Source organism: Nocardioides salsibiostraticola (genome assembly GCF_054783655.1).
The window spans coordinates 21966-34936 of the sequence record NZ_BAAGQD010000016.1; the positions used below are offsets into that span (position 1 = coordinate 21966).

Below are 12971 nucleotides of genomic sequence, written 5' to 3' on the forward strand. Positions count from 1 at the left end.
ATGGCCGAGAACCTGCAGCAACTTCTGCGCGAACGCGCCCACGAGCAGACCATCGCCGTACGGCACCATGACGAGACGTGGACCTGGGAGCAGTACGTCGACGAGGCGTGCGCCGAGGCCCACACATTGATCGACCTGGCCGACCCCGACCGACCCCTGCACGTGGGTGTCCTGCTGGGGAACACCCCCGAGATGCTGCGTTCGATGGCGGCCGCGGCCCTGGGTGGGTATGTCCTGGTGGGCCTCAACACGACGCGTCGTGATCTGGCCCTGGCGGCGGACATCGCTCGCTCGGAGTGCCAGATCCTGTTGGTCGCCGACGAGTACCGCCACCTGCTGGACGGGCTGGACCTGCGTGACGTCCGGGTCGTGGGCGTCGACTCCGACGAGTGGCGTGCGGTGGCAGCGGGTGCCGGGACCGAGGAACTGGTCCCTCACACCGAGGTCGAGGCCATGGACACCTTCATGATGATCTTCACCTCCGGCACCAGCGGTGAGCCGAAGGCCGTCCAAGTGGCGCACCTGATGGTGCTGTTCGCCGGTCTCGATCTGGTCGGCCGGGTCTCGTTGACCCCCGAGGACGTCTGCTACATCTCGATGCCGCTGTTCCACTCCAACGCGGTGGTCGCCGGGTGGGGCATCGCCGTGGCGGGTGGCGCAACGATGGTGCCCGCGAAGTTCTCGGCCTCCCAGTTCCTCGACGACGTCCGCCGCTACGACGTGACGTACGCGAACTACGTGGGCAAGCCGTTGGCCTACGTCCTGGCGACGCCGCCGGGACCCGACGACGCGGACAACTCGCTGCGGGTCGCCTTCGGCAACGAGGCCAGCGACCGGGACATCGACGACTTCGCCCGCCGCTTCGGGTGCCGGGTGATCGACGGGTTCGGTTCCACCGAACTGGCCATCATCATCACCCGCGAGGACGGGACGCCGCCCGGCTCGGTCGGCAAGGGCCGCGAAGGGGTGGCCATCTACAACGCCGACACCGGTCAGGAGTGTGCGGTCGCGCAGTTCGACGAGCACGGTGCCCTGTCGAACGCCGATCAGGCGGTCGGTGAACTGGTGAACACCCAGGGTGCGGGCTACTTCCAGGGCTACTACAAGGACGAGACCGCGACCGACGACCGAATGCGTGACGGCATGTTCTGGTCGGGGGATCTGGCCTACCGGGACTCCGAGGGGTGGATCTATCTCGCCGGCCGCACCGCCGACTGGATGCGCGTTGACGGGGAGAACCTTGCGGCGGCACCTATCGAGCGGGTGCTCCAACGACTGGAATCGCTGAGCAGAGTTGCGGTCTACGCCGTGAGGCAGGGCAAGGACGAGGTCGGCGACCAGGTGATGGCGGCCATGGTCCTGCGCGACGGGGCCTCGTTGAGTGAGGCGGAGTTCGAGGCGTTCCTCGCCGACCAGGCCGATCTGTCACCCAAGGCGTGGCCACGTTTCGTCCGGATCGCCGCAGATCTGCCATCGACCGCGACGAACAAGATCCTCAAGCGTGAGTTGATCGCCGAGGGCCCCACCGCTGGCGCCGGGACCCTGTGGGTGCGTGCGGAGCGCGGGACGTCGTACACGCCGGCCTGAACGGGGGGAGGCAACCCTGTCGCCTAGGCAACGTCCAGGCGATCGAGGACGGCGGCCACGACCTCGTCGGGTGTGCCGCTCACGTCCACGGTGTCGACCGACTCGTCGTCCGTGCCGGGTTCGTACGTCGCGAGTTGCGAGTTGAGCAGTGACGAGGGCATGTAGTGCCCACGCCGCGACCGCAGGCGTTCGGCTAGGACCTCGGCCGGGGCGGACAGCATGACGACGCGTACGCCGGGCGCACCGGCCCGCAGACGGTCCCGGTAGGCGCGGCGTAACGCCGAACAGGCGCACACCCCGTCGGGGTGCTCGGCCAGCCACGCGGCGACGGCGTCCAGCCAGGGCCACCGGTCCTCGTCGGTCAACGGGGTCCCGGCCGCCATCTTGGCGACCGAGGCATCGGAGTGGAGGTCGTCGGCGTCGAGGAAGGGGCGTCCCAGTCGATCCGCGACCTCCCGGCCCACTGTGGTCTTGCCGGTCCCCGAGACCCCACCGACGACCAGGGGGCGGCTCATGCCAGCGCGCGGTCGAGGTTCATCGCCGCGCTGATCAGGCTGAGATGGGTGAAGGCCTGGGGGAAGTTGCCGAGTTGCTCACCGGACAGGCCGACCTGCTCGGAGTAGAGACCGAGGTGGTTGGCGTAGGTGAACATCTTCTCCAGGGCCAGGCGCGCGTCCTTTAGGCGTCCGACCCGGGTCAGGGCCTCGACGTACCAGAACGAGCAGAGCGAGAACGTCCCCTCGCCGCCGTCCAGACCGTCGGAGGACTCCTCGGCGTTGTAGCGGAACACCAAACTGTCGGAAACCAGACCGTCCTCGATCGCCCCGAGCGTGGAGACGAATCGGGGGTCGTTGGGAGCCACGAACTTCACCAGCGGCATCAGCAGTACGCCGGCGTCCAGGGTGGTGGCGCCCTCGTGCTGGACGAACGCACCGGATTCGCCGAGGTCGGGGTTCCAGCAGTCGGCGAGGATGCGTTCGGTGATCTGGTCGCGCACCTCCGACCACCGGGACAGATCACCGGGCAGGCCGCGCTGGCGGGCGGTGCGCATCATCCGCTCGACCGCCACCCAACACATCAGGCGCGAGGTGGTGTGTTTGCGGGGTTCGTCCCGGATCTCCCACATGCCGGCGTCGGCGCGGTCCCAGTTGTCCAGCAGCCATTCGAGCAGCGCGGTCAGGTCGGCCCAGGCGTCGTGGCTGATCCCGGGGCCGTATTTGTTGAACAGATAGACCGAGTCGATCAGCTCGCCGTAGATGTCGAGTTGGAGTTGGTGCACGGCGGCGTTCCCGACGCGGACGGGTTGGGAGTCCCGGTAGCCGCGCAGGTGATCGAGCTCGATCTCCTCCTCCGGGACGTTGCCGTCGATGTCGTAGAGGACCCGCAGAGGACCGAGGTCGTCCTTGCTGGCGGTGGACGCCTCACGCTCACGTTCACTGATCCGTTCGGACAGCCAGCCCATGAAGGCGCCTGCCTCGTCGGTGAACCCGAGCCGCAGCAGCGCGTAGAGGCTGAAGGCGGCGTCGCGCACCCACACGAACCGGTAGTCCCAGTTGCGCTCACCCCCGATGGACTCGGGCAGACTCGTGGTCGGGGCCGCGATGATCGCGCCGCTGGGCTCGTGAGTGAGGAGCTTGAGGGTGATCGCCGAGCGGTTGACGGTCTCCCGCCAGCGTCCGGCGTACGTCGAATGCGCGAGCCAGGTCTGCCAGAAGGTCACCGTCTGACCGAACAGGTCCGCGGGGTCGGCAGGGTCGGAGGCGGCATCGACCTGCTCGTCCTCGTCGAGAACCCGAAGGACGAACTGGACCTCTTCGCCGCGGCTCAACCGCAGGTCTGCCGTGATGTCGGGGCCCTCCACGGACACGTCGGCGGTCGCAGTCAGATGCAGGCGTACGCCGTCCCCGCTGATCAGGATCCCGTCGCCCGATTGGTCGAGGGTGGGCTCGACTCGGCCGTAGTCCGGCCGGGCCGCCAGAGCCATCCTGATCCGCACACTGCCGCGGACCGCGACCACGCGACGCACCAGGCGCTGCTGGTGCTGGTCGTCGTGGGCCTTGCGGATCGGCATGAAGTCGTGGACCTCGGCGACGCCCTCCTCGGTGTGGAGGCGGGTGACCAGGATGGCCGAATCGGGGTAGTAGAACTGGCTGGTGCTGGTGGTGCCGTCGACGGGTTCGATCTGCCAGGAGCCGGCGTCGGGGTCGAGGATCCCTCCGAAGACGCTGGGGGAGTCGAACCGTGGGGCACAGAACCAGTCGATGGTTCCCTCGGTGCCGACCAAAGCGCAACTGCGAAGGTCCCCGATCAATCCGTGGTCGGAGATCGGGACCCAGGGGTGTTCGTTGTCGTCAGGCACGGAGCCGCCAGCCGCCGCGCGGCAGGTCCAGCGCCGCTTCGGGCCCCCAGGAGCCGGTCTCGTAGGTCTGCAGGTCGGGTGGATCTTCCAGGACCGGTGCGCACACCTCCCAGAGTCGTTCGACCTCGTCGGAACGGGTGAAGAGGGTCTGGTCCCCGCGCAGCACATCGAGGAGGAGCCGTTCGTAGGCCTGGAGCGGTTCGTCGTCCGGGGTCTGTTCGCCCAGGTCGAGACGCATCGTCGCGTCGGTGAGGACCATGTCCGGCCCGGGCCGTTTCGCACGGGCGTGCACGGTGATCTGGGCGTCGTCGGTGAGCTCGAGCATCAGGTCGTTGGGCCCGGGGTCGCCGTCGAACAGCTCAGTCTTCGGGGTGCGGAAGCGCAGGGTGATCGTCCGCCGGGTCGACGCCATGGACTTGCCGGTGCGGAGGTAGAACGGGACGTCTCGCCAACGGTCGTTGTCGACGTAGGTCTCGATAGCCACGAAGGTCTCGACCTGCGAGTCGTCCTCGACGTCCTCCTCGTCGCGGTAGCCGTCGTACTGACCGCGAACCACGCGCGCCGGATCCAGCGGGCGGAGGGCGTCGAACACCGCCGACTTGGCGTCGCGGACGTGCTTCTCGTCGAAGCAGCCCGGGTCCTCGAGGGCCACGAAGCCGAGGATCTGGAACAGATGGGTGGAGATCATGTCGCGCAGAGCCCCCGTGGACTCATAGAAGCTGCCTCGCCCCTCGAGTCCGAGTTCCTCGGGGACGTCGATCTGGACCGACTCCACGGTGTCGCGGTGCCAAGCCGGCTCGAAGAGGCCGTTGGCAAAACGCAGAGCCAGGATGTTCTGCACCGTCTCCTTGCCGAGGAAGTGATCGATCCGGAAGATCTGGGCCTCCTCGACGACGTCGTGGAGCGCCGCGTCGAGTTCGCGGGCCGAGTCGAGGTCCATGCCGAACGGCTTCTCGACGACCAGGCGTGCTCGGTCGGTCAGGTCCTCCCGGTCGAGCATCTCGATGATGCCGATCATCGCGGAGGGGGGCACGGACAAGTAGACGAGGCGGCGTACCTCACCCTCGAACCGGTCCTCGGTCTCGCGGACCGCTTGGGCCAGGTCTGCCCCGTCGTCGGCGTCGGAGACCACGAACCGAACCCGGGACAGGACGTCGTCGGCGACACCGTCGTCGAGATCGTCCAGGCTGTCCTCGAGGGCCTCGCGCATCTCGGAACGGAACTCCTCATCGGTTCCGGGGGAGTGGCGTCCGGTGCCGATGACGGCGTACTCCTCAGGGAGTCGGCCGGCAGCCGCCAATCGGTAGAGACCGGGGAACAACTTGCGTTGGGCAAGGTCGCCGGTGGCGCCGAAGAGTACGAGGACATGCGGGCTGAGGTCTGCGTCGTGGTCGCTCATCACGCTTCAGCCTACGAGCGTGGTCCCGACAATTCACGGACGATGTGGGGTCCTTCACCCGTGGGGGTGAGTCACGCGATCAGGAGAGCGGCGAGTGTGGCCCCGAGCTCGTACGCCCCTTCGAGGGCTGGCTCATTCACTTCGCCCATGACGTCAAGGACCGGCGCGGCCTGGGTCCATGGCAGGGCGCCGGTGATGGACAGGACCGACCGGACGGCGCCACTGGTGTCGTAGCGACCGTGCACGTAGAGACCGAAGGGCTTCGTGGCCGGGGCCTGCCCACCGCTCGCCGATCCGTCGTCGGCGAGAGAGCCGCCGATCTCGAGGAACAAGGAATCGAAGAAGTGCTTCAGCGCGCCGGACATGTAGCCGAAGTTCGCCGGTGTGCCCAACACATAGGCGTCGGCGGACCGTACGTCGTCGGCGGACGCCTCGAGTGCCTGCCGGACCACTACGTCAACGCCTTCGATGGAATCGTCATTCGCGCCCGCGATGACCGCATCGGTCAACGATCGAACCGTCGGGGTGGGGGAGTGATGAATGACCAGCAGCGAGGGCATGGGGCCACCCTCCCAGAGGTTCGACCTGTGCGGCATCGACGATGCTGGCGGGACGGCGTAGGTTGACGTCGAAATGGCCTACTCACCTGCGCGGATCGTCATGGTGGCCGCTGGTTGCGTTGTCCTCGGACTTGGCGTGGCGATGCTCCTGACCGCCGATCTAGGCTCGGACGGCTACTCGACCCTTGTCAACGGGTTCGCGATAGCGCTGGGTGTCTCGTTCTTGACCGCAAACTTCATCGTCGGCGCGCTCTTCTTGTTGGTCGCCGCCTCGCGCCAGGTCTATCCGGGGCCGGGGACCGTGGTGCAGGTGGTCGTCGTCGGATTCACCGTGTCCGTGATGCTCGGGGTGCTGAGGACGCCAGACCAGCTGGTGGGTCAGGTGGTGCTGTTGGCCGCAGCGTTCCCGGTGTTGGCGGTCGGGATCGCGACCTACCTCGGCAGCCAGACAGGCGCTGGACCTGCCGAGGCTGCGGCGTTGGCGTGGGACCCGCCGGTGCCCTTCCGTTGGAGTTACAGCCTCGTACAGGGCGGTGGTGCACTCGTGGGCTGGTTGCTCGGAGCCACCCTGGGAGCCGGAACTATTGCCGTCATCGTGCTTCTTGGTCCCGGTGTCGACCTGGCCAGCAGACTGCTCCGCCTCGACATCAGCCAACGGCAGGTCACCGTCAACGAGACGTCTTGACCCCTACCCTGATGAGACAGGGCAAGGTCAGCGGCTTGCCTTGCGCAGGACGCTGACGCAGAAGGTGGCGTCGTCGGTCCAGGGGCGCAGGTCGAAGGTCGCGAAGCGTTGCTCGAGAACCAGGGCCGTTCCCGACGCGGCCTCATCCAGATCGGCGGGACCGAAGTCGCGACTGGTCCGGCACCCGATCATGAGAAACCCGTCAGGACGGAGGTGGGCGTCCATTCGTTCCAGCACACGCGTGCGGACCGGCGGGCTCACGAAGTCCATCACGTTGCCCACGATGAAGGCGCCGTCGAACGGCTCCGCCTCACCGTGAGCGGCGAGATCCAACTCGGACAGATCGGAGACGACCCACGTCGCGTCGGGATGGTCGGCGCGCGCTGCCTCGATCAGCAGGGCATCGATGTCGGCTCCGACCACGTGGTGACCAAGGCCGGCCAAGTGACCGCCGTGTCGCCCGGGTCCGCAGCCCGCGTCGAGGAGGCGGGCGCCGCGCGGGGCCAGGGCGTCGACGAGACGAGCCTCGCCCTGGAGGTCCTGTCCGTGTGCGGCCATCTCACGGAAGCGCTCGACGTAGTCACGTGAATGCGCTTCGTCGGTGAGGCCCGGCCAGGGCGTGGGTTGGGGCGCGCCCGTGTGGGGTGAATGTCCGGAGTGTTCAGAGGCCTGCATCCAGCCAATCTAACGACGATGGCGTGTCGAGGCATAAGGGGGAGACTCACACCTCGAGGGAGACCGTCACGGGTCCATCGTTGGTCAGGGTCACCTGCATGTGTGTCCGGAACCGGCCGGTCCCCACTGATACGCCTAGCGTTCGCAGAGCGTCGACAACGGCCTGACACAGGGGCTCGGCGACCTCGGGGCGTGCTGCTGCAACGTAGCTGGGCCGGTTGCCCTTCGCGGTGTCGGCGTACAGCGTGAACTGGCTGACCACGAGAACCTCCCCGGCCTCGTCGAGGACCGATCTGTTCATCACGCCGGCCTGGTCATCGAAGATCCGAAGCTTCGCGATCTTGTTGGCGAGCTTCTCGGCCTGGGCAGGGGTGTCGTCGTGAGTGACGCCCACGAGGACGCAGAGCCCCGGCCCGATCGAACCAACCTGCTCTCCGTCGCTGGTGACGGAGGCGGCGGTGACACGTTGGATCAGGGCTCGCACGTGGCCATCGTGCCAGGGACGCACTGATAGCCCGACCTCACGTGGATGGTCGGGCTGTCGGGGCTCGGTGGTCAGGGTTCGGCTGGGTCGGGTTCTAGTCGTTGGGTTCCGCGTTGATCGCGGAGCAGGTCGAACCCGGTCGGCGTTGTCCAGAGGTAGACCCCAGGATCGAGGACCACGTAGGACCATCTGCTGTGGGTTTTGGCTCGGTGGTGTCGCCGGCACAACGGCGCCAAGTTCCTTGCACGTTGCTAATCTGCCCCCCCATGAACAAGCCCACCGCCACCGCGCTCTACGCCCGCATCTCTCACGACATCGAGGGAGCCGGGGCCGGGGTCAACCGACAGTTAGAAGACTGCCGCAAACTAGCCGACTCGTTGGGCTGGGCGGTGGGTGGCGAGTACGTCGACAACGATGTGTCGGCCTACTCCGGCAAGCCCCGTCCCGAGTACGAACGGATGCTCGCTGACCTGACCGATGGCCTGGTCGACGCTGTGATCGTCTACCACCTCGACCGCCTCACCCGACAGCCACGCGACCTCGAGAAGTTCGTCGACACCGTCCAGGCCGCAGGAGTCACCCACGTCCGGTTCGTGGGCAGTGACGCCGATATCGGCACCGTGGACGGCCTTTCGATGATCCGGATGCTGGCGATCTTTGCCTCAGCAGAGTCCGCATCGAAGTCCCGCCGCATCACCCGCAAGCACCAGCAGAACGCCGCCGAAGGCAAACCCGGCAACAACTCAACCCGAGCATTCGGCTACGAGTCCGACGGCATCACCATCCGCCCCGACGAAGCAGCAGTCTTCCGCACCGTCGTAGCGAGGTTCCTCGCGGGCGAATCCGCCAATTCCCTGGCCGCGTGGCTGCAAGACGAAGAGATCCCGACCGTCCGCAACTCCGGTTGGCGCACCAGCACCCTGCGCGGAATGCTCATGAACCCCAAGTACGCCGGACTACGCGCCCTGAAAGGAGTCGTTGTCGGACCCGGCCAATGGGACGCCATCATCACCGAAGACGACCACCGCCGGGTCCTGGCCATGTTCGCTCAGAGGAAGGTCTCAGGACGCCGCGCACCCCAGCGGTACCTGCTCTCTGGTCTGTGCCGGTGCAGTCGCTGCGGAAACCGCCTGTTCTCCAGCGCACGCACCAACCCCAACGGAACGAGAACGCGGCGATACGTCTGCGTGTCAGGGCCCGATCAGGGAGGTTGTGGGCGCATGACCATCACGGCCGAACCCCTAGAGCGGTTGCTCCTCGACGCCGTGTTCTTCCGGCTCGACACTCCCGCGCTGGCCGACACCATCGCCGGTAGGTCAAGTGCTGATGTTCGCGTGAATGAGTTGACCACTGAGTTAGACCAGGCCAAAGAGCAGCTCGAAGAACTCTCCGCCGCCTACGGCAACCGCCAGGTCACCATGAGCGAGTGGCTGACCGCGAAGAAACCCATCCAGGCTCGCGCTGAAGCCGCCCAACGCCAGTTAGCGACCCTGACCCACACCACCGCCCTGACCGGACTGGTCGGCAATGGGCAAGGACTGCGCGACAACTGGGCAACGATGAACCTGTCCCGCCAGGTCGCAGTGGTCAAAGCCCTGGTCGACCACATCGTCATCAGCCCCGGTGCCCCAGCATCCCAGGTGCTGGACCCTGCCCGGGTGGGCGTCGTGTGGCTCCACTGATGGTCACGTCCCGTCGGTTCCGCGGGTGCCGCTGCGCTTGCGCGCCCGCGTCCCCGCCGTGGCCGCGCCCAGCAGCGTCCCCACCCTCCGCACCACCGTCGGATCAGTGACCCTCACCGGGACGCCCTGAGCCTCACACGAAGCCGTCACCCACGCGGCCAGTTCCTCATCAGTAAGGTGGCTCAGTCCCATGCGAACCACACCGCCGGCGGACCCTGCCAGTCCTCCGCCTCATCCGAGGACCAGCACCTCGCCGGCGCGGCCCCCATCACCGCTTGAGCCTTCCCCAGCACCTCACCGGACCACCGCCCACTCAGCCGCATCACCGGCGGCTGGAACCCCTGGCCCACGTCATAGCGATGCAGCCGACCTGCCCGCGAGCCCTCATCAGCGTCGAACGACTTCGATACGTACTTCGATAAGTACCCCGCGGCCTTCCGCGCCTCGTGCAGCGAAGTCGACCCGACCGGCAGATCACCGATCCGCTTGATATGGACGAACCCATGCCCCCACGACGCCTCGACCAGGCCCCGCGGCACGTACTGGCCGACCGCGAAGTGCAGGTGCAGGCCATGGCCGGTCTTGTGCCACTCCGGCACCCACAGATACGGCAACGAGCGACCACCCAGGCCGGTGCGCAACCGACGAAAGAACACCGCCGCGTCAGCCCGCGCTTGAGCAGGGTCATGCACACCCGTACCGGCGTAGGTCAGTGTCCCGAACCGGTTCAACCGATTCGCCGCGCAATACCGCCGCACCTTCCCCCGCGCACGACGAGCCGCCTCAGAGCGTGACCGCTCCGGATCAGCAGCAGGCGTACCCGGCACCCACCCCGACCCACGTGGACGATACGAGGACTGAAACGAGCCCCCCGCCTCACCAGCCGAGGGATACAACGACAAAAACCAACCCGCATCAGGACGGGACAACGCATCAACAACAGAGGCCACCAGGAACTCCCAGGAACGAAGCCGAAAGAGGACTTCGACCTCGACCGGAGAGAGGGCAAAAGGGAGTCGAGGCCCTAGCCGTATGCCCTGGTGTCAGTGATGGGCGTATCTGTTCTCAGCATCCGGTAACGCGCATATGTGCTTCTCCGTGGAACGGCCCACGGACCCGGTGGCGCAACTTCGATTCGGAATCGCCCGCAAGCGGGCCATCTGGGCGTCATCCTGCCACACGCACCGCCCTGCGGTCCGGGTGTCGTCGTGCCCGGCGGGGGTGTGCCGCCACCCCAACCGCGCTCCTACGTCGCGCGCCCGGGGCCCCTGCGACCCGAGAGACACCCCCGCCCGCCCCGCACGACGCCACCCTCACGACCAAACGAGTTTCGTTGCTACTTCAAGTCAAGAGGTGAGGCCCCCGCGATGATTGCCTCTTGTGCAGCAAGACGGACCAACTCGATGTCGGGCGCTAGAGACCTGGCTTCGGGACCAGTAGGCATTAGAAGTTCAACGCCGCCCTCGCCGCCGTCTGACTTGGTATGAACAATCCTGCATCTAATGTCATAGATTCTGTCGGCCACTTGATCCCGAATGTCAGCGTTGGACGACCCCATTCTCAGGGGCAGTAGACCCGCGACTGCCTGCTTCTTGTTGCAAAAATGGTCTTTGGCCATCTCAGAACTATTGATATACCGAAGGATTGAATCCCCATCTAAACATCTGCGAATCGCTGCTCTTAGCTGCTCCCTCTCGGACATCCCAAACTTGATGGTCGGTCGCATCGCTTCGACAAGACGCACTATCGACAGATTGTCGGATGCATCAAATAGTGGATTCCTGATCGTTTGCTGAACTTTTCTCGTTACCTCATCCTGCGTGAATATAGGAAAAAAATACTCGAGAACTTGATAAAACGCGAGAAAGGAAAGGAGCGGGAGTCCCTGTGCTGATCTCCCATACCTGTAGAGACCGATGGGTTGAGACGGGTAACGGTTCACCGGAAAATCAGCCGGTCGAGTCACAGAATCCGGTCGAAGGCGGATCCGATTAGTTCTCGACCATCCGGCCACTAGCTCGATGACGGCCCCATAACGGACATCCAGGTCAAAGAAAAAAGAGTCACTGAGTTTTCGCAGTGATTCTGCAGTTGCGTCAGTCTTCTCGTGCTCCAACCCCGACAACTTCAACGTCACTACGTTAGATCGGCGAGAAATACCTCTCACCGCGCGGAAATAATCGCTTGCAGTTCCCAGTTCGAGTTTTACCCCGTCGCGTTCGACGCAAAGCCGCCAATTCCGAACCCTACGAAAGAAAGGTGTCTCTTCCGCCGGCTCTTCCCCGTCATTCTCGACCGATTCCAGTTCCTCGAACCCCGGAATTCGCCGCAGGTTCGTTGTCATGTTTCGGGTCCGTACCTGTGCCTCTATGTCACCTGTCAGCGTGTTTACTATTGCCAGCAGGTCAGGAAGGAAACGAACTGACGCCAGGTCGATCCCTTCCAAAAATACGGCGTCCTGGGGGGCGTAAGTAACTCTTCGCACCTCTCGCCCAGATGGGTATTCGACGCGCAGCCAGACCGAGTCGGCGTCGGCGTCGGTGTCGTAACCGTCCGTCGTGTCGCTTCGCAAGCCTGCGCTTTGAGCTTGCAATTGCAGATCGGCTAGAGGTTTAGGGACGCTAGTCACGGCCGCCTCGTTTTCGGTTCCGAGAGTCTCATCAGTCATGTCGCCACCGTAGTGTCGTTGACGGTGGTTGTCTTTGATCGCTCTCCGTGAGGGTGCACTAGCAACTTGCAAGGTTGCACGAACACGTCGGGCCGTCCTTGTTGTGTGGGATGACGTGGTCGGTGTCGCACTTGGCCGCATCGCGGGTGCAGTACGGGAACACACACGTCCCGGCGGTGATCTCTGCTTGTTCCTCGAGTCGTCTGGGGATTTCGTAGGCCTCGACGTAGTGGTGCTGATCCACATCCAGAATCGGTCGGACGATGATCCGGGTGTCGGGTCGCCCGCACCAGTCCCGGATCTGCTCCACCGTGATCGGGGTGCGGGTGTTGGCACAGCGTGCGACGTTGTCCTCGCCACGGATCGCGGCATCGGTGAGGTGCACGTGGAGCACGACGGTGCGGGGCGCTGGTTTCGAGGCTCGCTGCGCTCGCACCTCAACCGGCGCAGCCTCTTCGAAACCACCGGCCCCTGGGTCCAAGTCGAGCGCCCCCTGAGCCCGAGCAATCTCCCCAGCCGCGATCGAACGCCGTACGTCGAGGGACTCCTCGCACCCTAAGGCCAGCAACTGGTGGGCGACCGAAGCAATCGCTGCTTCGAGGTCCAACGCGTCCGCCAGATCCAGCGACGCGTCGACCTGGACGACCCCATCGATCCCGACATGAGGCAACCCGATGTCGAACCGACGCCGGTCCGCACACCGCTTGCGCTGCTCCTCAGCCTTCTCGGGGTCGAACCGGGCGGTCGCTTCCTCTACGAGGCGGTGGATCTGCGCCCACGAACACGACCTCGCAGCGTTCGCGAGGTGCCGGTCGACAAACGTCGCGCCCGCTTCAGGCAGCTTGTAGGTCTCATCGGCGACCTGCAGGGCC

Annotated in this window: 13 protein-coding genes; 3 read left to right on the top strand and 10 right to left on the bottom strand. The window is 65.7% G+C overall.

The features are described from left to right. Complete coding sequence (fadD1, locus tag ACYVLV_RS10375) at positions 1-1587, top strand: fatty-acid--CoA ligase FadD1 (protein ID WP_460809717.1); 1587 nt, start codon at positions 1-3, stop codon at positions 1585-1587. A 23-nt stretch (positions 1588-1610) separates the two neighbouring features. Here the strand turns inward: fadD1 and ACYVLV_RS10380 are convergent, their stop codons facing one another. From ACYVLV_RS10380 to ACYVLV_RS10395, 4 genes are all read right to left on the bottom strand, one after another. Next, on the bottom strand, positions 1611-2102 hold the full coding sequence (locus ACYVLV_RS10380; protein WP_460809718.1) for a gluconokinase: 492 nt from the start codon (positions 2100-2102) through the stop codon (positions 1611-1613). Further along, complete coding sequence (locus tag ACYVLV_RS10385; protein ID WP_460809720.1) at positions 2099-3946, bottom strand: glycoside hydrolase family 15 protein; 1848 nt, start codon at positions 3944-3946, stop codon at positions 2099-2101. The genes ACYVLV_RS10380 and ACYVLV_RS10385 overlap by 4 nt, the downstream gene beginning before the upstream one ends. Next, positions 3939-5345 (bottom strand): glucose-6-phosphate dehydrogenase, encoded by a 1407-nt coding sequence (zwf, locus tag ACYVLV_RS10390; protein WP_460809723.1) that lies wholly within the window; start codon positions 5343-5345, stop codon positions 3939-3941. Before zwf ends, ACYVLV_RS10385 begins: the two co-directional genes overlap by 8 nt. A gap of 71 nt (positions 5346-5416) precedes the next feature. Next, entirely contained in the window at positions 5417-5905 is a 489-nt protein-coding gene (locus tag ACYVLV_RS10395) for a flavodoxin family protein (protein ID WP_460809725.1), read from the bottom strand. Positions 5906-5978: 73 nt separating this feature from the next. On the opposite strand from ACYVLV_RS10395, the gene ACYVLV_RS10400 reads away from it, so the two are divergent. After that, on the top strand, positions 5979-6590 hold the full coding sequence (locus tag ACYVLV_RS10400) for a hypothetical protein (RefSeq protein WP_460809727.1): 612 nt from the start codon (positions 5979-5981) through the stop codon (positions 6588-6590). Positions 6591-6617: 27 nt separating this feature from the next. Here ACYVLV_RS10400 and ACYVLV_RS10405 read toward each other — a convergent pair whose 3' ends face one another. Continuing rightward, positions 6618-7265, bottom strand: coding sequence for a class I SAM-dependent methyltransferase (locus ACYVLV_RS10405; RefSeq protein ID WP_460809729.1), 648 nt, complete (start codon positions 7263-7265; stop codon positions 6618-6620). Between the two features lie 46 nt (positions 7266-7311). Beyond that, a complete protein-coding gene (gene dtd / locus ACYVLV_RS10410; protein WP_460809730.1) occupies positions 7312-7749 on the bottom strand; it encodes a D-aminoacyl-tRNA deacylase in 438 nt (145 codons plus the stop codon). 266 nt (positions 7750-8015) lie between these two features. On the opposite strand from dtd, the gene ACYVLV_RS10415 reads away from it, so the two are divergent. Then, entirely contained in the window at positions 8016-9431 is a 1416-nt protein-coding gene (locus ACYVLV_RS10415) for a recombinase family protein (RefSeq protein ID WP_460809733.1), read from the top strand. A gap of 3 nt (positions 9432-9434) precedes the next feature. Here ACYVLV_RS10415 and ACYVLV_RS10420 read toward each other — a convergent pair whose 3' ends face one another. The 4 genes from ACYVLV_RS10420 to ACYVLV_RS10435 all read right to left on the bottom strand — a co-directional run. Beyond that, positions 9435-9623, bottom strand: a complete 189-nt coding sequence (locus tag ACYVLV_RS10420; protein WP_460809734.1) for a hypothetical protein — start codon at positions 9621-9623, stop codon at positions 9435-9437. Then, positions 9614-10381, bottom strand: coding sequence for a rolling circle replication-associated protein (locus ACYVLV_RS10425; RefSeq protein WP_460809737.1), 768 nt, complete (start codon positions 10379-10381; stop codon positions 9614-9616). The genes ACYVLV_RS10420 and ACYVLV_RS10425 overlap by 10 nt, the downstream gene beginning before the upstream one ends. A gap of 386 nt (positions 10382-10767) precedes the next feature. Beyond that, positions 10768-12099: a hypothetical protein gene (locus ACYVLV_RS10430; protein ID WP_460809739.1), complete on the bottom strand. Its 1332-nt coding sequence runs from the start codon at positions 12097-12099 to the stop codon at positions 10768-10770. Positions 12100-12157: 58 nt separating this feature from the next. Continuing rightward, on the bottom strand, positions 12158-12971 hold an 814-nt coding region (locus ACYVLV_RS10435), incomplete at its 5' end, for a DUF222 domain-containing protein (protein WP_460809740.1).

Excerpts from the sequence above, each read along its gene's own strand:
- fadD1 (WP_460809717.1), top strand. The coding sequence starts at position 1 with ATGGCCGAGAACCTGCAGCAACTTCTGCGCGAACGCGCCCACGAGCAG.
- ACYVLV_RS10380 (WP_460809718.1), bottom strand. The coding sequence starts at position 2,102 with ATGAGCCGCCCCCTGGTCGTCGGTGGGGTCTCGGGGACCGGCAAGACC.
- zwf (WP_460809723.1), bottom strand. The coding sequence starts at position 5,345 with ATGAGCGACCACGACGCAGACCTCAGCCCGCATGTCCTCGTACTCTTC.
- ACYVLV_RS10395 (WP_460809725.1), bottom strand. The coding sequence starts at position 5,905 with ATGCCCTCGCTGCTGGTCATTCATCACTCCCCCACCCCGACGGTTCGA.
- ACYVLV_RS10400 (WP_460809727.1), top strand. The coding sequence starts at position 5,979 with ATGGCCTACTCACCTGCGCGGATCGTCATGGTGGCCGCTGGTTGCGTT.
- ACYVLV_RS10405 (WP_460809729.1), bottom strand. The coding sequence starts at position 7,265 with ATGCAGGCCTCTGAACACTCCGGACATTCACCCCACACGGGCGCGCCC.
- ACYVLV_RS10415 (WP_460809733.1), top strand. The coding sequence starts at position 8,016 with ATGAACAAGCCCACCGCCACCGCGCTCTACGCCCGCATCTCTCACGAC.
- ACYVLV_RS10420 (WP_460809734.1), bottom strand. The coding sequence starts at position 9,623 with ATGGGACTGAGCCACCTTACTGATGAGGAACTGGCCGCGTGGGTGACG.
- ACYVLV_RS10430 (WP_460809739.1), bottom strand. The coding sequence starts at position 12,099 with ATGACTGATGAGACTCTCGGAACCGAAAACGAGGCGGCCGTGACTAGC.